23 protein-coding genes are annotated in these 25,379 nt (G+C 42.7%); 18 read left to right on the forward strand and 5 right to left on the reverse strand.

Going from position 1 to position 25,379, the window contains the following annotated elements; genetic code table 11:
- A partial coding sequence (locus tag CXF62_RS01960; protein ID WP_197707683.1) for a hypothetical protein occupies nucleotides 1-1,308 on the reverse strand: 1,308 nt, incomplete at its 3' end.
- Nucleotides 1,309-1,839: 531 nt separating this feature from the next.
- On the opposite strand from CXF62_RS01960, the gene CXF62_RS01965 reads away from it, so the two are divergent.
- The gene (locus CXF62_RS01965; protein WP_185156580.1) at nucleotides 1,840-2,760 is read left to right on the forward strand and encodes a homocysteine S-methyltransferase family protein; all 921 of its coding nucleotides are present in this window, start codon (nucleotides 1,840-1,842) and stop codon (nucleotides 2,758-2,760) included.
- A 223-nt stretch (nucleotides 2,761-2,983) separates the two neighbouring features.
- Here CXF62_RS01965 and CXF62_RS01970 read toward each other — a convergent pair whose 3' ends face one another.
- On the reverse strand, nucleotides 2,984-3,862 hold the full coding sequence (locus CXF62_RS01970; RefSeq protein WP_102092701.1) for a DMT family transporter: 879 nt from the start codon (nucleotides 3,860-3,862) through the stop codon (nucleotides 2,984-2,986).
- Nucleotides 3,863-3,988: 126 nt separating this feature from the next.
- Entirely contained in the window at nucleotides 3,989-4,705 is a 717-nt protein-coding gene (locus CXF62_RS01975) for an SDR family oxidoreductase (RefSeq protein WP_102092702.1), read from the reverse strand.
- A gap of 112 nt (nucleotides 4,706-4,817) precedes the next feature.
- Here CXF62_RS01975 and CXF62_RS01980 point away from each other — a divergent pair, with 112 nt between their 5' ends.
- The 5 genes from CXF62_RS01980 to CXF62_RS02000 all read left to right on the forward strand — a co-directional run bounded on the left by CXF62_RS01980 (nucleotide 4,818) and on the right by CXF62_RS02000 (nucleotide 11,486).
- Nucleotides 4,818-5,693 carry a LysR substrate-binding domain-containing protein gene (locus CXF62_RS01980; RefSeq protein WP_102092703.1) on the forward strand — a complete coding sequence of 292 codons (876 nt, stop codon included), beginning with the start codon at nucleotides 4,818-4,820 and terminating at the stop codon, nucleotides 5,691-5,693.
- A gap of 475 nt (nucleotides 5,694-6,168) precedes the next feature.
- A complete protein-coding gene (locus CXF62_RS01985; RefSeq protein ID WP_102092704.1) occupies nucleotides 6,169-7,680 on the forward strand; it encodes a glycosyltransferase family 2 protein in 1,512 nt (503 codons plus the stop codon).
- Nucleotides 7,681-7,838: 158 nt separating this feature from the next.
- On the forward strand, nucleotides 7,839-9,143 hold the full coding sequence (locus CXF62_RS01990) for a glycosyltransferase (protein WP_101204520.1): 1,305 nt from the start codon (nucleotides 7,839-7,841) through the stop codon (nucleotides 9,141-9,143).
- Nucleotides 9,143-10,444, forward strand: coding sequence for a hypothetical protein (locus CXF62_RS01995; RefSeq protein WP_145990530.1), 1,302 nt, complete (start codon nucleotides 9,143-9,145; stop codon nucleotides 10,442-10,444). The genes CXF62_RS01990 and CXF62_RS01995 overlap by 1 nt, the downstream gene beginning before the upstream one ends.
- Nucleotides 10,445-10,490: 46 nt before the next feature.
- Nucleotides 10,491-11,486: a glycosyltransferase family 2 protein gene (locus CXF62_RS02000; protein ID WP_101204518.1), complete on the forward strand. Its 996-nt coding sequence runs from the start codon at nucleotides 10,491-10,493 to the stop codon at nucleotides 11,484-11,486.
- 47 nt (nucleotides 11,487-11,533) lie between these two features.
- Here CXF62_RS02000 and CXF62_RS02005 read toward each other — a convergent pair whose 3' ends face one another.
- On the reverse strand, nucleotides 11,534-12,361 hold the full coding sequence (locus CXF62_RS02005; RefSeq protein ID WP_102092706.1) for a hypothetical protein: 828 nt from the start codon (nucleotides 12,359-12,361) through the stop codon (nucleotides 11,534-11,536).
- 132 nt (nucleotides 12,362-12,493) lie between these two features.
- Nucleotides 12,494-13,411 carry a LysR family transcriptional regulator gene (locus CXF62_RS02010; protein WP_101204516.1) on the reverse strand — a complete coding sequence of 306 codons (918 nt, stop codon included), beginning with the start codon at nucleotides 13,409-13,411 and terminating at the stop codon, nucleotides 12,494-12,496.
- A gap of 244 nt (nucleotides 13,412-13,655) precedes the next feature.
- Between CXF62_RS02010 and CXF62_RS02015 the strand changes: the two genes are divergently transcribed.
- From CXF62_RS02015 to pcaD, 12 genes are all read left to right on the forward strand, one after another.
- Nucleotides 13,656-14,795, forward strand: coding sequence for a muconate/chloromuconate family cycloisomerase (locus CXF62_RS02015; protein WP_101204515.1), 1,140 nt, complete (start codon nucleotides 13,656-13,658; stop codon nucleotides 14,793-14,795).
- A 75-nt stretch (nucleotides 14,796-14,870) separates the two neighbouring features.
- The gene (gene catC, locus CXF62_RS02020) at nucleotides 14,871-15,161 is read left to right on the forward strand and encodes a muconolactone Delta-isomerase (RefSeq protein WP_101204514.1); all 291 of its coding nucleotides are present in this window, start codon (nucleotides 14,871-14,873) and stop codon (nucleotides 15,159-15,161) included.
- Nucleotides 15,162-15,260: 99 nt separating this feature from the next.
- The gene (catA, locus tag CXF62_RS02025; protein WP_025643597.1) at nucleotides 15,261-16,184 is read left to right on the forward strand and encodes a catechol 1,2-dioxygenase; all 924 of its coding nucleotides are present in this window, start codon (nucleotides 15,261-15,263) and stop codon (nucleotides 16,182-16,184) included.
- 132 nt (nucleotides 16,185-16,316) lie between these two features.
- Nucleotides 16,317-17,702 (forward strand): benzoate 1,2-dioxygenase large subunit, encoded by a 1,386-nt coding sequence (benA, locus tag CXF62_RS02030; protein ID WP_025643599.1) that lies wholly within the window; start codon nucleotides 16,317-16,319, stop codon nucleotides 17,700-17,702.
- A gap of 61 nt (nucleotides 17,703-17,763) precedes the next feature.
- Entirely contained in the window at nucleotides 17,764-18,261 is a 498-nt protein-coding gene (benB, locus tag CXF62_RS02035) for a benzoate 1,2-dioxygenase small subunit (RefSeq protein ID WP_025643600.1), read from the forward strand.
- Between the two features lie 65 nt (nucleotides 18,262-18,326).
- A complete protein-coding gene (gene benC, locus CXF62_RS02040; protein ID WP_025643602.1) occupies nucleotides 18,327-19,343 on the forward strand; it encodes a benzoate 1,2-dioxygenase electron transfer component BenC in 1,017 nt (338 codons plus the stop codon).
- Nucleotides 19,344-19,402: 59 nt separating this feature from the next.
- Complete coding sequence (locus tag CXF62_RS02045; protein ID WP_101204513.1) at nucleotides 19,403-20,182, forward strand: 1,6-dihydroxycyclohexa-2,4-diene-1-carboxylate dehydrogenase; 780 nt, start codon at nucleotides 19,403-19,405, stop codon at nucleotides 20,180-20,182.
- Between the two features lie 75 nt (nucleotides 20,183-20,257).
- Nucleotides 20,258-21,487 (forward strand): benzoate/H(+) symporter BenE, encoded by a 1,230-nt coding sequence (gene benE / locus CXF62_RS02050; RefSeq protein ID WP_101204512.1) that lies wholly within the window; start codon nucleotides 20,258-20,260, stop codon nucleotides 21,485-21,487.
- 112 nt (nucleotides 21,488-21,599) lie between these two features.
- A complete protein-coding gene (locus tag CXF62_RS02055; protein ID WP_101204511.1) occupies nucleotides 21,600-22,322 on the forward strand; it encodes a 3-oxoacid CoA-transferase subunit A in 723 nt (240 codons plus the stop codon).
- A 26-nt stretch (nucleotides 22,323-22,348) separates the two neighbouring features.
- Nucleotides 22,349-23,014 (forward strand): 3-oxoacid CoA-transferase subunit B, encoded by a 666-nt coding sequence (locus CXF62_RS02060; RefSeq protein WP_101204510.1) that lies wholly within the window; start codon nucleotides 22,349-22,351, stop codon nucleotides 23,012-23,014.
- 20 nt (nucleotides 23,015-23,034) lie between these two features.
- Nucleotides 23,035-24,255, forward strand: a complete 1,221-nt coding sequence (gene pcaF / locus CXF62_RS02065) for a 3-oxoadipyl-CoA thiolase (protein ID WP_102092707.1) — start codon at nucleotides 23,035-23,037, stop codon at nucleotides 24,253-24,255.
- Between the two features lie 91 nt (nucleotides 24,256-24,346).
- Nucleotides 24,347-25,123: a 3-oxoadipate enol-lactonase gene (gene pcaD / locus CXF62_RS02070; RefSeq protein ID WP_102092708.1), complete on the forward strand. Its 777-nt coding sequence runs from the start codon at nucleotides 24,347-24,349 to the stop codon at nucleotides 25,121-25,123.
- The last annotated feature ends 256 nt before the right edge of the window (nucleotides 25,124-25,379 follow it).

The following is a 25,379-nucleotide window of genomic DNA, read 5'->3' on the forward strand; positions in this document are numbered from 1 at the left end:
GACTTCGTCAGCAGATTTTAAATATTCAAAGAAACGTTCACACTGCTTGTAAGCCTTTATTATCAAATCTTTTATAGATTGTGAATGGCGCTTAAAATCAAGTTCAGGTGAAGCTATGCTCGCAGCTGCGCCAGCTTTAGCTTCAACGAGGTAAAGTACATCATCAATTAAAACTAGGGTATCGTTTTCAGCCCATTGTTTAGTTTTGGGGTCTTTATAATAGACTTCTTGATAGATTACTGCTCCACTCAGTTGTTCAGCAAGTATTTCGGGGAACGCAGCTTCACTCATTACTTTCTGTCGTTCTTTAAAAGCTTCTTTGTAATCAGGCTTCTTTTGCAACAAATTAAAAAGAAGCGAACGGTACCCTGCGTCCCGGATAAAACAAGGATCTACAGCATAATAGTCTTCACCAAGTTTGATTAAAGGTTTTTTACGAGCAGGTAATGTCCTGTAAGGTGTGCCGGAAAAATCACCTTCACTGAAGAAATCAAGCTCCTCACCACGTGAGTACGCCAAATCTGCTAAAAGTTCTGAAGGTAGTTTTGTATGTCTACTGACATTGGATATACCACCTCTTAGCATATCATCCACAGCTAAGCCCGCACTTTTCGTTTGTTGAGCGTTTGCTTCGACCCATTCTTCCATAGCATCTTCGAGCGGTTTATTCTGCTTTTCAGCGAAATCTTGAGCAGCTTGAAACTGCTTCATCATTTCTTCAATAGCATTAGCCTGGCCTACACGCGTTGCATTGGCTAACTGTTGAAACCCCTCAGCAATTTCAATAGCTCCAATACCATAAATATCTTTTAAAACATCATCATGTGGTGCAAGAACATATTGATAAAACTCACCTTCTAACACCTGATAGCGATTTCCTCTGAGCATAAGCCAAGATGATTTGGCCTGAAATTCAATATCCGCCGTATTAGAACCGAAGTCTTTATTCTGAGTATTTATAGAAGAAACCATCGCAAAACACATGGATTTTTCTCGTAAATTTCGACTAAGTGCAAATAATTCACCGCATTTTCTTTCATCAAACACCACATATTCTTGGGCTACATCAGAAGCAAGAACCGCATGCACGTACTCTAATAAGAATTGAATTTCATTTTTTTCTTTATTTTGAGTATCGGAGCTTAGTTCTGGCGAAGTGGTATTACTGTTCATCATCATAAGTTGGCCATAAATGTACCCAAGCAGTTCTTCTGGTGGGATCCCATTTATTAAAATACGTATTTTTGTAGCAACCTGCTCCATCTCCTTTAACAGGTTAGCGATTACTTTTTCTTGTTCGATATTCATCACTTTCAATCCTTTATAGGAAAAGTAGAAATTCAGCGCGATACAACGTTGATGAGGATTTGTAAAGATAAGCTCACAAATATCAGTTTAATGATCGAAAAAAGCACTTGCTCAATACTAACAGTTAGTTATAACCAATATAATTCCGGCATTATCAATCTTAATATTAAACTATAAGAAATTAGTATTACTGGTTATTCTCTAATATCATTCTATTTATATTCAATAAAACGTGGAGGGTTATAACTAAGATATATTATAAAACCATTACCCACCAGATTTGCACAAAACCCGTTACCATTCAACCCATCGTATTTACTCGCAATTTATATAAACGTTATCAAAAAAATCTTGCGATAGCGGTGTCAAAATTGGACAACCAAATACCAAGAGCCATGAATTAACATCACTAACAAACCTATAGTTGCATCTGACGCTTATTACGCCTAGTATTTCGCTCCTTTAAATAACTCTATTTTTAACAATAGCACCTCCATAGGTTTGTCTACTCACAATAAAGAAGGATTCGTTATGCCAATAAATACAACCACAATTATTGATGGTGGCATGGGACGAGAATTGGCGAAACGTGGTGCACCGTTTCGTCAACCTGAATGGTCAGCACTGGCAATGATAGAAGCGCCAGAGATCGTTCGTGATGTACACCGTGCTTATATAAAGAGCGGCGCGGCAGTCATTACGACCAACAGTTACGCCCTAGTACCCTTTCATATCGGCGAGGAGCGTTTTGTGGCGCAAGCACAAGATTTGGCAGCAGCATCAGGCGAAATGGCACGTGCAGCAGTGACGCTAGAAGGCGCAGCAACCAAAGTAGCTGGCTCTATCCCGCCACTATTTGGCTCCTACCGTGCAGACTTGTTTGATGCTGACCACGTAGAAGATATCGCCACCCCACTAATCAAAGGTCTAAATCCGTATGTCGATTTTTGGCTCGCTGAGACTCAGAGTCTAATCGCCGAGTCTATCGCTGTTCGTGAGCTACTTAGTACGCTAGATACAGACAATAAACCGCTATGGGTAGCTTTTACTTTAGAAGACAGTATGGATATCGATGTACCACGTCTGCGTTCAGGAGAAACCGTCGAGGAAGCTGTGGCAACGATGGCTGCTCTCGATGTCGAGGCGATACTCTTTAACTGCTGCCAACCTGATGTCATCGAGCAAGCACTAGATGTCGCACAAACTGTACTGCAAGCAAAACAAGCGCAGCATATCAAACTTGGCGCTTATGCCAATGCTTTCCCGCCGCAACCAAAAAATGCTGCGGCAAATGATACGCTTAATGAAGTACGTGATGATTTGACCCCGCCTGCCTATCTGCTCTGGGCACAAAAGTGGCAAGCACAGGGTGCTTCATTAATCGGTGGCTGCTGCGGTATTGGCCCTGAGCATATTCAGGAATTAAGCCAACATTTCACTGCTACTGCCTAGACATAGGCTGATCTGAACATAGAAAATGTAAGATAATTAGATCGTTGAGTTCATCATGCTGACGACCATCGAATGTTATTTAATGGTCGGCATGTTGCTGGTCATGGAGCTATGCTGTAAACGTATCGAAAAATTCAGTAGCAGCTACAGGCTTGAATGAAATCATTGACTAGCTTGTCATAAATATGCGTATTGTATTTTTAACAGCCTACCATTCCTACCGCTACCCTGAAGTCTTTCTACCCGTTTGTATCAGTAGGACACCACTTAAAATCAGTACCAACGCTATAATTTCTAAGCTGGTGATGTCCTCTCCAATTACAGCGCCAATGATGACAGCAACGACTGGAGCAATATAAGTAGCACCAGCAGCCCGCACCGAACCCAACGTCTCGATAATAAAATAATAAATCAAAAAAGCAGCGCCAGTACCCAAAGCACCCAGACCAAGTATCGTTCCCCACATTGCCCTAGTATCTGTCGACAGCTGGGTTATACCATCGAAATCGATGAGTATCGAAAGCGTTATGACAGCCAACCCCACTTGCCAAGTGGCTAACGCCAGTGGCGGCAACCTCAAAGGAGACAGATAGCGCCGCGCATATACAAAAGACGCACCCACACTCAAAGATCCTGCCAACATCCACAAAACGCCAACGAGAGAGACACCAGTAGCGCCTTGCCATGGTCGCGCACTTAATGCGATACCAGCAAATCCTAGCGCAAGTCCAATCGCCATTTGCTTGGTCGGACGCTCATCAGGTAAGAACAGCGCCGCGCCCAAAAAGGTAAATATAGGGATTGAGCCACTTAATAGACCTGCAATGCTACTGGGCAATAGCGCCGTACCTGCGACAAATCCATAATAGTAAAAAGACGTTGCGAGCACTGACATCACTATAAAGTATGGCAAATGCTGTAACTGCGCCCGAGTAATTACTTTACTGTGCCAGGCAACGGCAACCAATGGTAAGAACCCAAATAGCAGGCGTAAAAATACGGTTTGTGAGGGGCTAATTAGAGCCGTCGCCCATTTCATAAAAATAAAATTCGACCCCCAGATGACACCAAGTAGCACCAGTGCAGCATATGCTCGAAACATAACATTGGCCTTAATAAATAGATGAGCTGCTTTTTTCAAGCAGCTAGCGTCGATAGTGTTTTATTGCTTGTACTAACAGTCTGGTATTAACTATCTTGTATCAATAGGCTTGTATTGATTGATTCGTTACACAGAGCGAATGACGCCACCATCAACCCGTATATTCTGACCAGTGATATATCCGGCAGCTTCGGATAATAAAAAGGCAATCGTTGAGGCGACTTCTTCAGAGGTGCCATAACGCTCCATCGGTACACTAGCACGTCGCTCATCGACTTCAGGCAAGCTATCAATCCAGCCAGGTAAGACATTATTAATACGCACACCTTTTGCTGCATAGTCATCTGAGAAAATCTTGGTAAAAGCGCCAAGGCTGGCACGAAAAGCCGTTGACGTAGGAAAAAGCGCAGTCGGCTGCGTTACCCAAGAGGTAGATATATTGACGATAGCACCGCTACCCTGTGCCACCATGATTGGCGTGACCAAACGAATTGCACGTACCGCACTAAGAAAGTAAACCTCTAGCCCTTTATGCCAATCCTCATCAGTGATGTCCAAGATAGGTGCGCGCGGGCCATGACCAGCAGAGTTTACAAGCGCATCAATACGTCCCCACTGTTGCATCGCCAAATCAACCAAACGTTGTACATCTTCATTAATAAGGTTGGAGCCAGTAACACCAATGCCGCCCAACTCTTTTGCTAAAGCCTCACCTTTACCAGAGGAAGACAGAATAGCGACATGATAACCATCGGCTGCAAGTTTACGAGCAGCGGCAGCACCCATGCCTGATCCGCCTGCGGTGATAAGCGCTACTTTTTTTGTTGTTGTAATATTATTCATCTTTCTTTCTCCATTAGTTATCGTTTCATTTATCATAACCAATAAAATCAGATTCCTAACATCATAATAAAAGATGCTAGACTGTAGAAAATCTATAGTCTAGGAAAACAAAATGTCAAACAGCCATCGTACATTGCCACCGCTCAATGCCTTACGTGCATTTGAGGCTGCTGGGCGTCATCTTAATTTTCGGGCGGCGGCGGATGAGCTGTTTGTGACACAGGGCGCGGTCGCTCAGCAGGTAAGAATGCTAGAGGAGCATATCGGCTTTCCTTTGTTTCAAAGACTACCAAGAGGCGTGGCTCTCACTAGCCAAGGTTCTGTTTACTTTGCAGAAGTTACTCGCGCTTTTAAAATTTTGGATAAAGCAACAGCTCAGCTACTCAGAGAACCCAAGACAGTCACTATCAGCGTGACACCGACTTTTGCCACCAAGCTATTATTACCTCAGTTGTCAGCTTTGACCGCTGCTATCCCTGATGTAGAATTGCGTACGGTAGCGACTGAGTCCATTGCAGATTTTGACCGTGATCAAGTAGATATCGCTGTGCGTTTAACACGCCCTCCCTTTCCTACCTCACTCGAGGCTCAGCTACTGTTTAACCAAACACTCGTGGCAGTTGCCAGCCCGCACCTGATAGCCAGTAGAGAACTGCCTATATCAACAGAGGCGCTACAAGAAATGCCATTGCTCCATGACTCACATCATCATTGGCCACGATTTTTTGGTACCACAGATAAGCTGCCCGGCGCTGTATTTAACCAAACCGCATTGGCTTTAGATGCAGCGCTGGCGGGTCAGGGCGTTGCGATTGCTTGTCAGGCTTTTGTACAAGCGGATTTGAATGCAGGAAGATTGGTTCAGGTAAGTGAGTCAACGCTAACAGTCGATCCAGATTATTATCTCGTTCGCAAAAAGAGTTCGTCATCAACACCAACTGTCGACGCTGTCTGGAACTGGTGTGTCACTCATTTAGCACTGGCTTAGTACAGGCTTAGCACTGACTTGATTTAGCTAGGGCTAGCTAAGCATTAAGTTAAGCGTCAATATACATAATCTAATCTCAAACTTATTAACGTAGTTAGCTTCTGAAACTAACTACGATTTCAGTCGTGCTTCAACGTAATGATGTAGACCTTTCTGCTTTTTTATCCTCGTCTTTTCTCCTCTTTTTTCCTTATGCTAATTACCCTAACTTAAAAATAAAACACAGCTACCTACCCCATTCTGAATCAAAAAACGCCCTATTTTTACGTTATTAAACTACTAAGTTTTTATGTCACATTACATACAACTTACACAGTTAATTTATCACAAACAATTATCGGCTAAATTATTACTTAATTTTGTATTAGTATGCCTTGGTATTCATTAAATGACTGAGGATACAAGTACTTACATTGTCTATAGGCCCATTCTTTCTATATAAATTTCATTTGCTGTACATGCTTAAGGACCAGACATGACTGCTAACACACAAAAAGCTCTAACTAGCGCAGCACTCAGTTTTCAATTGATGACGCGAGCTGAGCCTCCAGAGCTGGTTATCGCCACGATAAAGTCGTTATTAGCAGTAAAAGAAGCACGCGATGAGATATTGATTATCGATAATAATAATAGGGAGACGTCGTTATATAAGCCATTAGCAGCATTTTGCCAAAGCTTAGACGTTAAATTGAACGTCCATTTTTATCATATTGATCGTGTCGAAGGATTCAAAGCGGGTGCTTTAAACTTGGCACTTGGGTTAATGTGTCCAGACTGTAGTCACATTGTGGTGGTCGATAGTGATTACCAAGCATTACCACATGCTAGAGCCTCTATTACGCAGGCTATCGCTCAATATCCTGAGTATACCCTACTGCAGTTTCCGCAGTTTTATCGTAATGAAGGACAGCTCGATGCGCATAGCGAGTTGAATCACTATTTCAATCATCATTTGTATCGTCCTTTTAATCGCAATCGCGCCTTATCAACGGGTACTTACGCAGTCATTCGACGCTCAGACCTTTTGAGCATAGGAGGCTGGTCAGGCGCTTCTATCACTGAAGATGCTCAGATGGGCGTGCTTATGCATCGACAAGGTTTTCGCAGTCAGTTTGTGCCAGAAGTTATTGCCACAGGCTTACTACCTAACACGCTAGATGACCTAATATGTCAACGCCGACGCTGGATCTACGGCAATATGCAAGTGCTCACGGATTACTTGTCAGTCCCGTACAACTCTCCATTTCAACATGTCTCGCAATCTAAAAGTATGGATGAACGTTTAGCATATATACGCGCTCATCTGTCTCAATTAAGTGCTTGGGCAAACTTCACGGGGTTCTTTATCCTTTTGCATATCTGCTCATTATTGGTAATGGTTGATATGCTTTTAATAAATAACGCTGACGTGTCGATGCTTGCACCTTTATATCTGGTTTATGCAGGCTACACATTTTTTATCCTTAGACGTCTATGGGCTTACTGCCGTGATCAATCGCCTCTCAATCAACAAATAGATGACAGCTACCAGCCCCGTTTTGGTAGAAAAATACGTGCATGGTTGATGCATTTGAACTTTTGGGAAATTGGTGCCTTGTCATGGCTTCCGGTGCTGTGGGGACGAGAAAAACCTTTTGTCTGTACGCCAAAACAAAACTATATCCAAAATCGTCATTCCTTATTCCTTAAGAATATAGCGGCGTTACCAAAACTGCTGTTGGTGCTAAATATCATTACAGCCATAGTTGTAGCGCCATTTTCACCGCTCTATTCGCCAGTACTATTTATATGTGCAGCGGCAGTTTGTATTCTTAAACTAAGCGCCGCCAAGGTCGCAATGGATAATTTCTCTGATGCTCGAGCAGATATATTAAGTATGAGTAAGGTTCTGAGACAGACTCTAAAAGTAGCCCATGAAAAGAAGACGACTATCACGACATCTTATGCGACGTCTTTATTTAAAGATAAAAAGACCATCGACTCGTAAGAATCAGTACTTATAAAGATAGCGGTTTATATAAGCCAATTTTGAAACAAGGTCATTCTATTGTCTTTTATTGTTTCTATACTAAGTTCCCTATACGCCACTCTACTAACCAAAACGCTTATAGCCATGATGCTTATAACTATAAAGGTCTTAAAAACATGATTAGGTCTTCGAATTCACCGCTACGTATTGCCATTATTGCGCATTCACTATATCCCATTGCCCAGCCTTACGCGGGTGGTCTAGAAATGATTACCCAATTGATTTGTGATGAGCTAGTGGCGCAAGGTCATGAGGTATTGCTTTACGCTCATAAAGATAGCGAGACGAAAGCAACGCTGGTGCCATTATTGACTCGTCATGAGTTTAACAAGATGGTCTATGATAATGAGCATGAAACGGTCGCCATGGGCCGTGAAGAGATGTACCAATATCTCACCTATCAGATAGCCCTACGAGATATTATCGAACGTGATGAGCGCGGTGAGATTGATATCGTACATAACCACAGTCTGCATCATATTCCGATGATGACAGGCCAAGCATTTGGCGAAAGGTTTTTTACCACTTTTCATACGCCTATTTTTCCACAGTTACGTTTGGCACTTTTGACGCTACGCTCTGGTACAACCACTCAGTTTACAGCGATTAGTAAACATCAACAGCAGTTATTCGCTGAGTTTGTTCCCTCACAAGTGGTGTATAACGGCATCGATGTCGAATCCTTTACTGCCAATACAGAATCGCTTGGCAATACTAATGGTAGCGATGACGAGGTGTATTTGTGGTATGGACGCATCTGCCCTGAAAAAGGCACTCATTTAGCCATGCGGTACTGTATGGAAGCTGGGAAGAAACTTATCATAGCAGGACCTAAAAGCAACGAAGACTACTTTAATCAAAAAGTAGCCCCTTTATTATTTAAAGACAGTAAGAGTGGCGATGACAAACTATTCAGTTACGTAGGTCATGTCACCAAGGACGAGATTAACAATTACTTATGCCAAGCAACTGCCATGCTATTCACCAGTACTTGGGACGAGCCATATGGATTGACCTTGGCTGAAAGTTTGGCATGTGGCACACCAGTGATTGGTTTCGATGCTGGAGCCAGTGCAGAAATTATTACTCCAGAGACAGGAGTCATCGTACCTAAAAAAGACAAAGCCGCCTTTATCAATGGCTTTGCTACGATTAAAAACATATCACGCCAAGCCTGCCGTGACCGTGCTTTAGAGTTTTGTTCAGTGTCAGCCATGGTAGACGGCTATCTGGAACTTTACCGAGCAGCGTTAAAAAATAGAACTGCGTTAATAGAAGACAATTCAGTAAGTTATATCAACAATATCAACAGCTATGAGCTCTCTGATTTAACAAAAGACTCCCTGCAGTTTTTCAATCAGGCCATTCAAGCACCAATTGAAACTGATAATGATCTTGTTAGCTTTTCTGAGGGATCGTAATGATGCGTATTGGATATTATGCTCATCATCACGGCTCAGGACATTGCCGACAGGCAGACAAACTGGCTGCATTGCTACCTAATGACGCAAGAGCGCAATTAACGGTATTTACGAGCTTAGATATAGATAGCTATCGTTTTACCGCTATTGATGAACAACAAATCGTACGTTTAAATGCAGAAGATGAACGCCCAGATGACATACTAGCAGGTCGTGCAGGAGAATATTGGCAACCAGCCAGCCTACATTACTCGCCCGTAGGCAATGGCGACATTCAAAAACGCAGTCACCAAATATTAGACACTATCTTTCAATGTAAGATTGATCTGATGATTATCGATGTCAGCGTTGAGGTGGCAATGCTCTGCCGTGCAGCAAGTATTCCTTACCTTTACGTTAGGCTTCCTGGCATTCGCGATGATACGCCACATTTGGGTGCTTTCGTTGGCGCGCTTGCCTTACTAGCACCTTATCCTAAAGCGTTAGAGTCTGCCCAGACATCTGAGTGGGTCTGTGATAAGACGCTCTATCTTGACTTTATCTACTCTCAAAAAGCTGAGTCATACACTTATGAGAGTTTTATAGATATCTTGGCAAAATTAAGCGTAGGTGGCGAAATTTCTGCGCCTAAATCTACAAACCTACCATCTATTGAAACTCAATTAACAGATAAGTCCGGAGCTACAATACCTGTTATCACCGTTATCAAAGGCTACGGTGGACACAAAGCGATTGACGAAAAATTATCAGAGTTGCGCTCACTGCTACCCAATGCATTAATTATCTCTCTCGGGCCTATAGACGATGACAAACGATGTTATGTCGATATCTCAACTGAAGTAAATGACGTCACACCATTTATTTGTCATAGCGATTATCTGATGATGGCCTGTGGCTTAAATGCTGTTGCGCAAGCGTATCATTACGATACGCCGCTCATAGTAGTGCCTGATGACAGACCGCATAATGAACAGGTCGTCATGGCTGAAGCGTTAGTTACTCAAAATAAAGCGCTAAATTGGCAGCAGTTTAAAACCTTGATGAGCGTCAATAACGGTCAACCTGAATCTATTGCCCAAACAATTCATGGTCGAAATAAACCACACCCCACTACCTCGGTTGATAGCATTGAAAAAAATAACAGTGAGGAAGATAGCATTGAGGAAATCAACGCAGTTACGCCAATAGCTGCTCAAGCGTTTATGCATAGCACCACTGATTATCCTACTACTAATCTTTGGTTTGAAAACTGGTTGCTTCCTCGACTCAACTTAATGCCCGAATCAACAATTAAATACTGACTTATTAAAAATAACAGGCAACCTGATAGCGAGGTAAAGACAAGCGATGACCATTCAGCCAACGAATAACGCTAGCACAACTTCTGATACTGTATCGATGACCGTCATTACGACTTGCTATGGTCGTAATCGTCATCTCTACAACCTACTCAGCAGTCTAGAAAATAGTAGTGTAAAGCCAGCCGAAGTCATTATCGTCAATGACGATGCCGATCCCAATCGGTTAGCTGAATTTTCACTAAATATCGTGAAATTACCAACTACGGTTAAATCAGCTGTAAATGATGGTGGTGATACTACAACTACAGAGTTTGATATCGGACATAATCGCAATCTTGGAGCGTTGCAGGCAACTCACGATATGCTGATTTTTTTGGATGTTGATTGTATCGTAGCGCCTACGTTTATTGAGCAAATGTATAAGAAGCTTCTACAATATCCTAGTGCGCTTTTGATGGGTCAACCGCGCTATCTAACGCGACCATTATCAGTAGAAGAAAATGCACAATTAAAAATCAATCATCTGCCTTTGTCTCTTTTAGACGAGCTGTCTGTCTATAACCCTTATCGTTATAATTTTGATGAAGCTGACTCATATCCTACTGAAACAGAGCAAACAGCCATCAAACAAACTGATGATTACGGTGCATTTTGGAGCCTATGCTTCGCTATCAAGCGGCAGACTTTTGATAAAATTGGCGGTTTTGACACCCAATATACAGGTTATGGTGCAGAAGATACCGATTTTGCCTTTACAGCACGTCGATTAGGTATCAATTTTTACCTTACTGCTGATATCGCTTATCATCAGCAGCACAGTGTCTACCGGCCACCTCTTAATCATCTGGACAGTATCATTGTCAATGCCAATCGCTTCTATCAAAAATGGCACTGTTGGCCCATGACAGGATGGCTGTCCCAATTTTCCGATATGGATCTGATTGATTGGAAAGAAGAACAGTCATCATTGATAGCCGTCCGACGAGAGCCTGACGATAACGAGATAAAGCGCGCTCATTGCCCAGACGCTCCTTATGTTTAACTATTTCTAGCAATTTTTAGCTAACGAAAACTTAGCTAATCAATATTCTAGTACCGATGAATAGTCACTCCTTTAGGTAGTCGACTCATTTCCTGACGTTCAAAATCCCAATTATGACCATGCCAAAAGTGAGCAGTTTTATCATTGTCATTGAAGCCGATCATTAATATCTCTAATGGTAGTTTTGTCTTTTGAATATGGTGTAAGTATGCTCGAGCTACCAGCATCAGCCGATATAACAGAAAACCTGATGAGGGTGCTGACGAATGAATCTCGGTAAAGCATGGATAGTCAGCAACGACTTTATGATGCTCTGATAGCACACTGTGATAGGTAGGGCTTGATAATAGTTTTTGCATGTTCGAGGGAATATCTAAGATGCGATGAGCAGTGATAGGATCGTCATTAGGGCTTGGATCATCAGCTAATGTTGGAAACTGATAAGGCTGGTTGCTCGTCAATATCCCTAATGGCGCGGTCTCTGCCATTTGCTCCACCACTGATATATGATTGCTTCTAGGCGGTAGGCCAAAATGCAGTTTACTGTCACCAATCTGACGAAAAAACAACAGCTTAGGCAGTAAACTAGCTAGCTGATGGCTAGCAAAAAAATCAGCGTGAATAAAGTGATTAAATAACACTAAGACATCATCGGGCTGTAACAACATCTCAAGCTGCGTCGTGGTTACAGCAGGATTATTTGCAATTAGAACAACTCGTTTAGCTTGCTCTAGTGCAGTCTGTATAACGACTGGTAGTGTTAAGAAAGCAGATTGCGCTGTATTTATGTCATTAGATATATATTCGCTATTCTTTGACAGCGCGATACTCTGTTTGAATATTGGTTTTTCTGTATTGGACTCTATATTAGACATAGCAACCTTAGTTAATGTGAACTTTTTATTGCTACTTTAGCATTATTAGCGATTTTTATAGAAAAATTGACGATGTTAGTATGCCTATTGCTTTTGCCTTAAATAAGTAAAGCCCTTAAAACTTATACTTGATCAAATTTTTTCACGCTTATATATGAAGCCTTCTTCGTCATAAATTTGATAAGTAACATCTAATAACGTTTCCAGTAATCCAGACTTATCAAAATGTCTAACACTCATCACGATTGGCGAAGTTAATATCCCCTCTTCAAATGGGATATAGGTTATCTCTTGATGACGTAAATGCTCAAGTGTCTTTGGTACGATAGTCAACCCTTCTCCTGCTGCTACTAACCCTAGGGCAATATGCAATTCACGTACTTCCATGAAATAATTCGCCTTCAAATTACGATTTTCAAATAGTTCTAATACGTAATCAATGAAACTGGGCCTCGGTGCTGTTGGATAAAGTAAGAGGTTTTCATTTGTTAAATCGATCAAGCTTAAACTGTCGCGTTTTTCTTTTGATAATGGGTGTTCGATAGGAACAGCAACTACTAAATCTTCCTCTCTAAGCACCATTCGCCTAATAGAAGCATCTTCAAATAATAACCTGCCAAAACCTACATCTATCTTACCTTCTGTCAATGCTTGCATTTGTTGCCAAGAGTTTAGCTCATACAATTTAACTTCGATATTCGGATGAACTTCTCTGAAACGGGATATTACTCTCGGCAATATGCCATACAATATAGATGATACAAAGCCTATTGAGAGCGAATTATCAAAATTTCCCTTACGAATAGTCATAGTACGCAGATCGTCTGATTTTTTTAAAATTTGAATAGCATGATCATAAAAAAATTCGCCAGCCTCAGTGAGTTTCAAGGGACGATTCTCCCTATCGATAAGCGTAACGCCAATCTCTTCTTCCAACTGTTTTATCTGCCGGCTAAGTGGTGGCTGCGAGATGTATAAACGAGCAGCTGCTTTATTGAAGCTTTTTTCTTCTGCCACGGCTATGAAATAGCGTAAATGCCTGAGTTCCATTATTCTTCCTTGATTGACTTCCTATTGTTTCTATCCTAAGTCGTTCTAATTTCTTCCCTTTTATCCATCACCTACTTCATATACAAAACATCCATACCTAAAGAACATAACATACCACCTACCTTTCGACAAAATACCTAAAAAGTATTAAAAAAAGACTAAATAGGTCTTAGACATGTCGATATTTAACACTTATAGTTCTTATTAAGCATAAGGAAGCCAAAATTTTATACTAAGGATAGATATGATTCGTTCAATTAATACTTTACTAGTACCAATACCTACTATTCGAGCGCATAAACTGGCTTGTACCGTGATGAATGAACAAGTATTGGTTCTGGTGCATATCCAAACCGAAGATGGCTACGAAGGTTGGGGCGAAGCAACGACGATTGGCGGCTTAAGTTATGCTGAAGAAAGTCCTCATAGTATCAAAACTAATATCGATACTTACTTTACCCCTCTCTTGATGAAAGAAAAGCCTACAAGCACAGCAAAAGCAATGCAGCTATTGAATACCCACATCAGCGGCAATCGTTTTGCAAAATGCGCGATTGAAACTGCTCTACTCGACATCGAAGGCAAAAGACTCAATCTACCTATCAGCGAGCTCATCGGTGGTCGCGTCCGTGATCGTATCGAAGTGGCATGGACGCTTGCTAGCGGAAATACTGATACCGATATCGCTGAAGCTCATCAGATGATTGAACAGAGAAAGCATCGGATTTTTAAATTAAAAATAGGTAGCAACCCTATCCTTGATGATGTCGCCCATGTGTTAGCTATTAAACAAGCTTTACCTGATTGCCGCATCACCGTTGATGTTAATCAAGCATGGACAGAGCTTGAAGCTATGAAAGGTATTAGTCTGTTGCAAAATGGCGGTGTTGATTTAATCGAGCAACCAGTATCGATGCGTAATAAATCAGCGCTAAAGCGTTTAACTGAACACTTTGACGTGGCTATTATGGCTGACGAAGTCGTGCAAGATCCACATAATGCGTTCCAATTGGCAACGGATCATTGTGCCGATGTCTTTGCTGTAAAAATCAATCAAGCTGGTGGATTAAAAGCTGCATGCTTAATCGGACAAATGGCACATCTAGCAGGTATCGAGCTTTATGGCGGGACGATGCTTGAAGGACCTATCGGTACGGCAGCATCCGCCCATGTGTTCTCGACATATCCAAGTCTCAACTTCGACACTGAACTCTTTGGTCCTTTGTTATTAACTGACGACGTTTTAGCACAGCCTCTTGATTATCAAAATTTTGGATTGAGTGTACCTACGGGCGCAGGCCTTGGTATCGAAGTAGATAGCGATAAAGTCTATCACTACGCCAAACAAGCAGTCCCTACGTTACCTAAACCATCAAATCCATAATTCTCTACCAACGCTCAAACTGAAACGCTGTAAAAGTCAGCCAAATTATCTTTCATCACGTATAAGGAAATAATTATGTTATACCACGTCAGAATGGATGTCTTAATCCCAACAGATATGGATACCGATAAAGTCAACGAGCTTAAGGCAACTGAGAAAGCACTGTCACAGAAGCTGCAAGAGCAAGGTAAATGGCGTCATATTTGGCGTATAGCAGGTCAGTATTCTAACTTCAGTATCTTTGATGTTGAGAGTAATGAAGAGCTACACGATATTATGATGTCATTACCACTTTATCCGTACATGAAGGTTGAAGTGACACCGTTATTGCGTCACCCATCATCTGTTCGTAGTGATGACAGTTAAATCAAGGCATTAAATCTGTAATCAGAATCTATAAAAGGTGGGTAAGAATACTCACTGTAGTTACCCCTTAATAAAACAGTCCTCAACAAGGAGAGAGACATGGAACGCAGCCAAATTGAAGCATTAGCCACTCAGTTCATCAAAGGCAAAATCGACTTCCCTGAACAAGTAAATCCACGTGTACAAGAGATTGTATTACGTATTGTGACCGACCTTATGCAAACCATTAATGACTTAAAAATAACCGCCGATGAGTATTGGTCTGGGGTTGAGTTCATTGGTGATTTAGGCAAAGAAGCCGGTTTGTTATCACCAGGTCTTGGTTTTGATCACTTCATGGATTTAATGATTGAAGAAGATTTAAAAGAAGCAGGATTGGATGGCGGGACTGTACGTACTATTGAAGGCCCTCTCTATGTCGCTGGCGCACCAGAAGAAAAAGGGTTTGCACGTCTTGATGACGGTACAGATATTGATAATGGCACGGTGCTATTTATGCAAGGCACTGTTTATGGTGAAAATGGAAAACCTCTTCCAAACGCAAAGGTAGAAGTATGGCATGCCAACAGCTTAGGTAACTACTCTTTCTTTGATGAATCACAGTCTCACTTCAACTTGCGTCGTAGCATCATTACAGATGAGAACGGCAATTATGCATTCCGCAGCATCGTTCCGCTAGGTTACTCGGTACCACCAGAAGGAATGACGCAAAAAGTATTGGGCGCGCTAGGACGTCATGGTCATCGCCCAGCTCACATTCATTTCTTCGCCAGTGCTGACGGTCATCGCAAACTGACCACGCAGATTAACATCGATGGCGATGAGTACCTATGGGATGACTTTGCTTTTGCAAGCCGCGAAGGTTTGGTACCAGAGGTAACGATGGTCGAAGATGCGGACAAGCTAAAAGAAAAAGCGCTGGATAAGCCTTACGCAAGTATCGACTTTGACTTTCATTTAGTAAAAGACATTGACCAAGCTGTACAAGGCAGCGAAGTAGAACGCCGCCGTGCTCAAGGTTAATGAGCACTCATATTAAATAGCATTAATTAATTGATCACTACTAGCGACTTACGTTTGATATGCCCTCAGTTGCCGTATCAAACGTAAAATTCTAATCTCATTTTATACCGTCATTATACAAGGAAGGCAGCCATGAGCGAGCGTATCAATTTAGTACCTGAAGGATCAGACATCACTATTGATGATTTTTTAGAAGAGAACAGTGAAAAAGGGATTTATCGTCTGCATCGTAGCGCCTTCACTAACGAAGAGCTGTTCGAGCTTGAGATGAAGTACATCTTTGAGAGCAACTGGGTCTATTTGGCTCATGAGTCTCAAGTTCCTGATAACAATGACTACTACACCTCATACATCGGTCGTCAGCCCGTGATTCTTGCCCGCAATAAAGAAGGCGAGCTGCATTGCATGATTAACTCATGCTCACATCGTGGTGCACAGCTCTGCCGTCATAAGAAAGGCAATAAAGCCACTTACACTTGCCCTTTTCACGGTTGGACTTTTAACAACTCAGGTAAGCTGCTTAAAGTTAAAGACCCAAGACACGCCGGCTACCCAGAATGTTTCAATAAAGAAGGTTCACACGACCTAAAACAAGTGAAAATGGCCAATTATAAAGGCTTTATCTTTGCTAGCTTAAATGATGATGTTCAGTCAATTGAAGACTGGCTTGGTGGTTCTACCAAAATTCTTGACATGATTGTCAATCAGTCGCCAGAAGGTCTAGAAGTTCTACGCGGCACATCAACCTATACTTTTGATGGTAACTGGAAACTGCAAGCTGAAAACGGTGCTGATGGCTATCACGTATCAGCTGTGCATTGGAATTATGCGGCTACCACTGCACGTCGTAAAGAACAAGAAGCAGTCAAAGAAGACAACATCAAAGCCATGAACGCTGGAAAATGGGGACGTCAAGGTGGCGGTTTCTACTCTTTTGAAAACGGACACATGCTGTTATGGACACAGTGGGAAAACCCACAGGACCGTCCAAACTATGCCTATCGCGATGATTATGTCGCTAAATACGGTGAAGCAATGGCGGACTGGATGATTGGACGTTCACGTAACTTATGCCTATATCCAAACGTCTACATTATGGATCAGTTCAGCTCACAAATTCGTATGCTCCGCCCTATCGCGGTTGACAAAACTGAAGTCAGCATATGGTGTATCGCACCAAAAGGCGAAAGCGATGAGTCACGTGCACGCCGTATCCGTCAGTATGAAGATTTCTTTAACGTTACTGGTATGGCAACACCTGATGACTTAGAAGAGTTCCGCTCATGCCAAGAAGGTTATAACGGTATCAAACTTGAATGGAATGATATGTGCCGAGGCTCCGAGCACTGGATTCAAGGAGCAGATGAAGGCGCTGCCGCTATTGACTTAAAACCTTTAATGAGCGGTGTTAAGACTGAAGATGAAGGGCTATATACCGTCCAACATCGCTACTGGCATGAAGAGATGAAAAAAGCTCTAGAGCAAGAGCAGCAGCTACACGGTGCTAATAGCGACTAATACATTTTTATTATTACTCTGCTATTTATTGTAGAACTGACAAAAAATAAGGATATCAATCATGAAAAACACAACTGTTAACATTGAAGACATTAGACAGTTTCTATACCGTGAAGCGCGTTTATTGGATGAGAAAAAATGGGAAGAATGGCTCACTTATTACGATGAAGACTGCCCTTTCTGGATGCCAAGTTGGGATGATGATGGTCAGCTCATCAGCGACCCACAACGAGAAATTTCGCTGATTTATTATCCGGACCGCCGTGGTCTTGAAGATCGTATCTTCCGCATCGAGACTGAGCGCTCATCAGCGACCATACCTGATACACGTACCACGCACAATTTATCAAATATTGAATTACTCGAAAACAATGACGGTATTGTGACGGTACGTTTCAACTGGATCAACAAGTCCTTTCGCTATCACGAGACCAATACCTATTGGGGTTACTCTCAGTACAAAATAGACATGACTCAAGACCAACCAAAAATTTTGGATAAGTATGTGGTCTTAAAAGACGACTATGTGCATCAAATCATGGATGTCTATCACGTCTAATCATTATTCACTCATTACTTAATCACTAGCTTTTAATTAATACGTGTTGAAAAGGGATATTTCTCATGGAATATAATATTGCTCTACAGTTCGAAGACGGCGTCACGGGCTTCATCAAATGTGAAGCCGACGAAACAGTTGCCGAAGCAGCGTATCGTCAAAAATTTAATATCCCTGTGGACTGCCTAGATGGTGCTTGCGGTACTTGCCGTTGCCATTGTGAATCTGGCAGCTATGACATGCACCCTGATATGTATATCGAAGATGCACTCACAGAAGCTGAAGCTGAAGAAGGTTATGTACTCACCTGTCAGATGATTCCTGAAAGCGACTGCGTGATCAAAGTACCAACCTCCTCTGAAGCTTGCAAAGTTGGCAAGTCTGTATTCAAAGGCAAACTACAGCAGCTGAATGTACTGTCTGAGTCTACCATTCACTTTGGCGTCGAAGTCGATAATCCAGATGCGCTAGTATTTTTGCCAGGCCAGTATGTCAATGTCAGTATTCCTGATTCTAACGAGACACGCTCCTATTCATTTAGCTCTATACCTAGTGCCAATCAGGCCGAATTTGTCGTCCGCAATATTCCTAACGGCAAAATGAGCACCTTTTTATCTGATACTGCAACTATAGGCCAAGAGATTAATTTTGAGGGTCCATTTGGTAGCTTTTACCTGCGCCCTCTAATCCGCCCGACCCTATTTCTAGCAGGCGGTACCGGTATCGCGCCTTTTTTATCGATGCTAAAAAGTTTAGAAGTGTCTGGTGCTCATCATCCTGTCAGGATGGTCTACGGCGTCACCAACGATTTTGATCTGATAGAAGTCGAGAAACTAGAAGAAGTAAAACAAAACCACCCTTGGTTTGACTACCGCACCTGTGTCGCCACAGAAGATAGTAGTCATGAGCGTAAAGGTTATGTTACCGGTCATGTTGATAATGAGTGGCTGAACGATGGTGACGTCGATGTGTACTTGTGTGGTCCGTTAGGGATGGTGGATGCGGTGAGTAATTGGTTAGACAGCAGTAATCTAAAACCGTGCAATTTTTACTATGAAAAATTCACGCCCAGTGAACAATAACATAGCTTAGCCGTATTACTCTACTAGCAAAGCATGAGCAAGATTTTTAGGAGACTGTCATGAGTAAAAGATTTGATAATAAAGTATGTATCGTTACTGGTGCCGCCCAAGGCATCGGGCGCGGAGTCGCATTACGCTTAGCAAGTGAGGGCGGAAAAATCGTCATGGCAGACTTTTCTCCATTAGTAGAAGAGGTGCTGGCTGAAATCATTGCTAATGGTGGACAAGCCGTTACCATTCAAGCTGACCTTGAAACCCGTCAAGGTGCTAAAGAGGCTATTGATAAGGCACTTGATAGCTATGGGCGTATCGATATATTAGTCAACAATGTCGGCGGCGCAATATGGATGAAACCTTTTACCTGCTTCTCTGAAGCAGAAATCCAAAAGGAAATCAGTCGCTCATTATTTCCAACATTATGGTGTTGTCATGCGGTATTACCAACCATGGTCAAACAGCAGTCAGGCATTATTGTTAATGTGTCCTCTATCGCTACTCGTGGTATCAACCGCATACCCTACTCGACAGCGAAAGGCGGCGTGAACGCCATGACCGCATCGCTCGCTTTTGAGTATGCAAACGATGGCATCCGTGTGAATGCCGTGGCAACTGGCGGTACTGAAGCGCCGCCCAGAAAGATTCCACGTAACGCCAAACCATTAACTGATGATGAAAAATCATGGATGAATGCGGTGGTTGATCAGACCATTGATCGCACCTTTATGAAACGCTACGGCACGATAGATGAGCAAGTCAATGCCATCTTGTTTTTAGCATCCGATGAGTCTTCTTATATTACTGGTAGTACCATTCCTGTAGGCGGTGGCGACGAAGGCTAATAATAAATCTGTCAATCAGTAGCATGCATCTTAATTTGCAACCCCGTAACGAATGCTAATTTGCAAGGAAGCAATATGGCCTCTGTAATCCAAACCTTAAAAAACGACTGGTCGCTCTCTGCATCGGTTGCAGGGTTCTTAGCGGTTCTTATTTCCTATGCAGGTCCTTTGATTATTTTTTTTCAGGCCGCACAAGCCGCACAAGTATCGGATGCCATGATGGCGTCTTGGATTTGGGGTGTCTCCATTGGTGCTGCCATTCCTGGTATTTATTTATCTATTAAATATAAAACACCGGTTATTACAGCATGGTCCGCACCTGGTACCGCTTTACTGGTTACCCTATTTCCACAGATGAGTATTAATGAAGCTGTTGCCGGTTATATCATCTCAGCGATTGTCATATTTATTATTGGAGCGACAGGTTACTTCGACAAAATATTAAAATGGATTCCTAACGGTATTGCCGCTGGCATGATGGCAGGCATCCTATTTCAGTTCGGCTTAGAATTATTTAAAGCCACTGATAGCATGCCATTTATCGTCTTTAGCATGCTCGGTTGCTATTTATTAGCCAAACGCTTTTCGCCGCGCTATACGATGATCTGGGTGTTGATATGCGGTGTTATCTTAAGCGTCTTACTTGGCAAAATGAACCCTGTCCATTTCGATTTAGCCGTTACCATACCTAATTTTATTGCACCTGAATGGTCGTGGAACTCAACGTTTAACCTCGCTATACCACTCATCCTTGTGAGCTTAACTGGTCAATTCTTACCCGGCATGGCTATTTTAAATCTAAGTGGCTATGACACGCCAGCCAAGCCTATTGTGAGTGTTACAAGCCTCGCCTCTTTAGCAGTTGCATGTGTTGGTGGTATCACTATCGTACTTGCCGCTATCACAGCCGCGCTTTGTACTGGCAAAGATGCGCATGAACTTAAGGAAAAGCGCTATATCGCAGGTGTCGCTAATGGCATCTTCTATTTATTTGGCGGTTTATTTGCTGGCAGTATCGTGATGGTATTTAGCTTGCTTCCAAAAGAGCTTGTCGCGGCACTGGCCGGCCTTGCGTTAATCGGTGCCATTTCTGCCAATATCACCATTGCTATGAAAAATGATGAGCAAAGAGATGCAGCGTTAATTACCTTTTTGGCGACAGCATCGGGTATGAGCTTTTTGGGATTAAGCTCTGTGTTTTGGGGCATTCTTATTGGCATGATTGCTCACTATATTCTGACCAAAAAACGCCTACTACCAACATCATCTATCTCATTAACGACCTCTAATAATGAAGCCAATTAAAAGCAAGTCTCTTACAAAAAATTTAAGTAGTGTCAGAGCAATGAGTCTAACCCATGTACCACTTATTAATTTTAAAGACACTACCTCATATGACTTTTTATAGGATATAAACATGATTAACAAAGCTGATAAAGGTATCACTGACGTACTTAGTCAAATCAAAGATGGCGCCACCATTATGATTGGTGGCTTTGGCACGGCAGGTCAACCCGCTGAACTCATTGACGGGCTTATTAATTTGGGCGTAAAAGATTTGGTCATCATTAATAATAATGCCGGTAACGGCGACCATGGCCTTGCCAAACTCTTACAAACAGGTGCTGTACGTAAGATAATTTGCTCTTTTCCCCGTCAATCAGACTCTTGGGTATTTGATGAGCTTTATCATGCTGGCAAGATTGAACTGGAGCTAGTACCACAAGGTAATTTGGCTTGTCGTATTCAAGCAGCAGGTATGGGACTCGGCGCAGTATATACGCCAACAGGCTTTGGCACTTTACTCGCAGAAGGTAAAGAGACTCGTCATATCGATGGTAAAGACTATGTTCTTGAATATCCGATAAAGGCTGATTTTGCCTTAATTAAAGCCAATAAAGGCGATCGCTGGGGCAACTTGGTGTACCGCAAGTCTGCACGCAACTTTGGTCCAATCATGGCAATGGCAGCTGAAGTAACTATCGCCCAAGTCTCTGAAACGGTGGATCTTGGTGAACTTGATCCTGAGTATGTTATTACACCGGGTATCTTTGTGCAGCATGTGGTGCAAATCCAGCCTACTAGTACTGAACCTGCTAGTGATGAATATGCTAGCACAGCAACGACAGCCACCGCTTAATACTGCCAATTATAAGGATCGTCATCATGAGCCATACTTCCTACACCGTTTTGACCCGCGATCAAATTGCCGAGCGCGCTGCACAAGATATTCCAGATGGTGCTTATGTCAATTTAGGCATCGGACTACCGACCAAAATTGCCCAATACCTACCGGATGATAAAGATGTATTTTTACATTCAGAAAATGGCTTACTAGCTTTTGGACCACCACCTGCTAAAGGTGAAGAGGATCCCGAGCTGATTAATGCCGGCAAAGAATACGTCACCATGCTCGATGGCGGTAGCTTCTTCCATCATGGCGACTCTTTTGCGATGATGCGTGGTGGTCATATCGACATTTGCGTATTGGGCGCGTTTCAAGTGGCAGCCAATGGCGACTTAGCCAACTGGAGTACCGGTGCAGAGGATGCAATACCTGCCGTTGGCGGCGCAATGGACTTAGCCGTCGGTGCCAAAAAAGTCTTTGTCATGACCAATCATACCACCAAGACGGGCGACCCTAAAATCGTCAGCGAGCTTACTTATCCTGTGACTGGCAAAAACTGCGTTGATCGCATTTATACTGATTTATGTGTCATTAATGTCACCGATAAAGGCTTAGTAGTCACCGAAATGGTCGATGGCATTAGCTTCGAAGACTTACAGGCCTTGACGGGTGCCACACTGACTGACGCTACTACAGTAAAATAATAAAAAGGATAATATCTACAATGGATAACTTAACAAACGCTTATATCATTGACGCCATTCGCACCCCTTTTGGACGCTACGGCGGCGGTCTAGCACCCGTACGTGCAGACGACCTAGGCGCTATCCCTATCAAGGCGTTAATAGAACGTAATGCTAATGTCGACTGGGTACAAGTAGATGACGTCATCTATGGCTGTGCCAACCAAAGCGGCGAAGACAATCGCAACGTCGGACGTATGTCGTCATTGCTAGCCGGCCTACCTTATCAAGTGCCTGCGACAACTGTTAACCGCTTGTGCGGCTCGTCGATGGATGCGTTAGCGATAGCTGCTCGTGCGATTAAAGCTGGTGAAGCCAATTTAATTATCGCAGGTGGTGTTGAGAGCATGAGCCGTGCGCCATTTGTGATGGGCAAATCAGGTCAGGCATTTGGTCGTAGTCAAAAGCTGGAAGATACTACTATGGGCTGGCGCTTTATCAATCCAAAGCTTGATGAGCTATATGGCACAGAGACTATGCCGCAAACCGCTGAAAATGTCGCAGAGCAATTCAATGTCAATCGAGCTGACCAAGATGCATTTGCGCTACGTAGCCAACAACGTACCGCAGCGGCGCAAGCGTCAGGATTCTTTAAAGACGAGATGACCCCTGTCGTCATCCCGCAGCGTAAAGGCGAGCCTGTCACCGTCGATACTGATGAGCATCCTCGTGCTGACACCACCCTTGAGAAGTTGACTAAACTGCGTCCTATCGTCACCGCAGATGGTACGGTGACTGCTGGTAATGCCTCTGGAATTAATGATGGTGCAGCAGCCTTCCTAGTAGCGTCAGAGCAAGCGGTTAGAGAATTTAATCTAAAGCCGCGTGCGCGTATTGTGGCCTCAACTACGGTAGGCGTTGAGCCACGTATTATGGGTTTCGCCCCAGCACCAGCGATGAAAAAATTGCTTGAGCATACGGGACTAACGCTTGATGAGATGGATGTCATTGAATTAAACGAAGCTTTTGCCGCGCAAGCTCTAGCTTGTACGCGTGACTTGGAGTTAGCTGATGATAGCGAGCGCGTCAATCCTAATGGCGGTGCGATTGCCCTTGGTCATCCACTCGGCGCCTCAGGTGCCCGTTTGATCTTAACTGCCCTCAATCAACTTGAAAAAACGAGTAAGCGTTATGCAATCTGCTCAATGTGTATCGGTGTTGGACAAGGCATCGCAATGATTATTGAGCGCGTTGAAGGCTGATTAATCGTTCAAAATAAAATAAATAATACCCACCTCAATAGGTCAAAAGTAATACTTCAATCACACGATAGTCAAAATAAGGACATTCATCATGCCTGTATTTGAAAATAAAGACGTAACGCTAAATTATGCCACCTTTGGTGATAGCAGCAACCCCGCCCTAATATTTTCCAACTCTTTAGGTACTAGCTATCGTATGTGGCAACCACAAATCGATACCTTGCAAGATGATTATTTTATTATCTGCTATGACACTCGTGGTCATGGTAAATCATCAGCACCCAGAGGCCCTTATAATTTAAACCAGCTGGGGCAAGATGTGATTGATTTGTTAGATCACCTGCATCTTGATAAGGCATTTTTTTGTGGCATTTCTATGGGCGGCATAACAGGTCAATGGTTAGCTATCAATCATCCCGATCGCTTCCACCACTTGATGTTATGTAATACCGCCGCGAAAATTGGTAACGAAACAGCATGGACGGAGCGTGCAAGGTTGGTACGTGAGAAAGGTCTAGCGCCTATCGCAGCTACAGCTGCTCCGCGTTGGTTTACAGCAGATTTTATCGATCATTACCCAGATGTAGTCGCGGCATTGTCTAGCGCTCTTGCGGCTGGCAGTGCAGAGGGCTACGCAAGCTGCTGCGAGGCGTTATCTATCGCTGATACTCGCGAGCAGTTACAAAATATTCGTGTACCCGTCACAGTAGTTGCAGGTATCGAGGATCCAGTGACAACGGTTGCCGATGGTCAATATATAGTCGATCATATTCCTAGTGCTAAGCTCGCCACTATCAATGCCTCGCATATCTCAAATATTGAACAACCTGAAGCATTTAATGAGTATATTAAATATTACCTGCAATAACGCCAATAAATGCTTTTAAAAAACACATTCATTAGCGTTGATTAATTAGGCTAATTTTATCTATTTATCTTATATTTTTAATCATCTATATATTTTTTTAGTATATGGATGATTTTCTGCGTATTCAGTATTTTCATAATAGAAATTAATGAAACTTCTTGGCGTTAGTTGTCTTACACACACTCACTGCAAGCATCATTCTTCGTATCTAATACTTTATAAGAGTACCGAATACTCTAATAAAGATAAAAGTCAA

Origin of the sequence: Psychrobacter sp. MES7-P7E (assembly GCF_002863645.1) — a bacterium.
In the GTDB taxonomy this organism is placed as follows: domain Bacteria; phylum Pseudomonadota; class Gammaproteobacteria; order Pseudomonadales; family Moraxellaceae; genus Psychrobacter.

What these genes read in the sequence shown, in the direction of transcription:
- CXF62_RS01965 (WP_185156580.1), top strand. Translation starts at nt 1,840, where the DNA reads ATGCCAATAAATACAACCACAATTATTGATGGTGGCATGGGACGAGAA.
- CXF62_RS01970 (WP_102092701.1), bottom strand. Translation starts at nt 3,862, where the DNA reads ATGTTTCGAGCATATGCTGCACTGGTGCTACTTGGTGTCATCTGGGGG.
- CXF62_RS01975 (WP_102092702.1), bottom strand. Translation starts at nt 4,705, where the DNA reads ATGAATAATATTACAACAACAAAAAAAGTAGCGCTTATCACCGCAGGC.
- CXF62_RS01980 (WP_102092703.1), top strand. Translation starts at nt 4,818, where the DNA reads ATGTCAAACAGCCATCGTACATTGCCACCGCTCAATGCCTTACGTGCA.
- CXF62_RS01985 (WP_102092704.1), top strand. Translation starts at nt 6,169, where the DNA reads ATGACTGCTAACACACAAAAAGCTCTAACTAGCGCAGCACTCAGTTTT.
- CXF62_RS01990 (WP_101204520.1), top strand. Translation starts at nt 7,839, where the DNA reads ATGATTAGGTCTTCGAATTCACCGCTACGTATTGCCATTATTGCGCAT.
- CXF62_RS01995 (WP_145990530.1), top strand. Translation starts at nt 9,143, where the DNA reads ATGATGCGTATTGGATATTATGCTCATCATCACGGCTCAGGACATTGC.
- CXF62_RS02000 (WP_101204518.1), top strand. Translation starts at nt 10,491, where the DNA reads ATGACCATTCAGCCAACGAATAACGCTAGCACAACTTCTGATACTGTA.
- CXF62_RS02005 (WP_102092706.1), bottom strand. Translation starts at nt 12,361, where the DNA reads ATGTCTAATATAGAGTCCAATACAGAAAAACCAATATTCAAACAGAGT.
- CXF62_RS02010 (WP_101204516.1), bottom strand. Translation starts at nt 13,411, where the DNA reads ATGGAACTCAGGCATTTACGCTATTTCATAGCCGTGGCAGAAGAAAAA.
- CXF62_RS02015 (WP_101204515.1), top strand. Translation starts at nt 13,656, where the DNA reads ATGATTCGTTCAATTAATACTTTACTAGTACCAATACCTACTATTCGA.
- catC (WP_101204514.1), top strand. Translation starts at nt 14,871, where the DNA reads ATGTTATACCACGTCAGAATGGATGTCTTAATCCCAACAGATATGGAT.
- catA (WP_025643597.1), top strand. Translation starts at nt 15,261, where the DNA reads ATGGAACGCAGCCAAATTGAAGCATTAGCCACTCAGTTCATCAAAGGC.
- benA (WP_025643599.1), top strand. Translation starts at nt 16,317, where the DNA reads ATGAGCGAGCGTATCAATTTAGTACCTGAAGGATCAGACATCACTATT.
- benB (WP_025643600.1), top strand. Translation starts at nt 17,764, where the DNA reads ATGAAAAACACAACTGTTAACATTGAAGACATTAGACAGTTTCTATAC.
- benC (WP_025643602.1), top strand. Translation starts at nt 18,327, where the DNA reads ATGGAATATAATATTGCTCTACAGTTCGAAGACGGCGTCACGGGCTTC.
- CXF62_RS02045 (WP_101204513.1), top strand. Translation starts at nt 19,403, where the DNA reads ATGAGTAAAAGATTTGATAATAAAGTATGTATCGTTACTGGTGCCGCC.
- benE (WP_101204512.1), top strand. Translation starts at nt 20,258, where the DNA reads ATGGCCTCTGTAATCCAAACCTTAAAAAACGACTGGTCGCTCTCTGCA.
- CXF62_RS02055 (WP_101204511.1), top strand. Translation starts at nt 21,600, where the DNA reads ATGATTAACAAAGCTGATAAAGGTATCACTGACGTACTTAGTCAAATC.
- CXF62_RS02060 (WP_101204510.1), top strand. Translation starts at nt 22,349, where the DNA reads ATGAGCCATACTTCCTACACCGTTTTGACCCGCGATCAAATTGCCGAG.
- pcaF (WP_102092707.1), top strand. Translation starts at nt 23,035, where the DNA reads ATGGATAACTTAACAAACGCTTATATCATTGACGCCATTCGCACCCCT.
- pcaD (WP_102092708.1), top strand. Translation starts at nt 24,347, where the DNA reads ATGCCTGTATTTGAAAATAAAGACGTAACGCTAAATTATGCCACCTTT.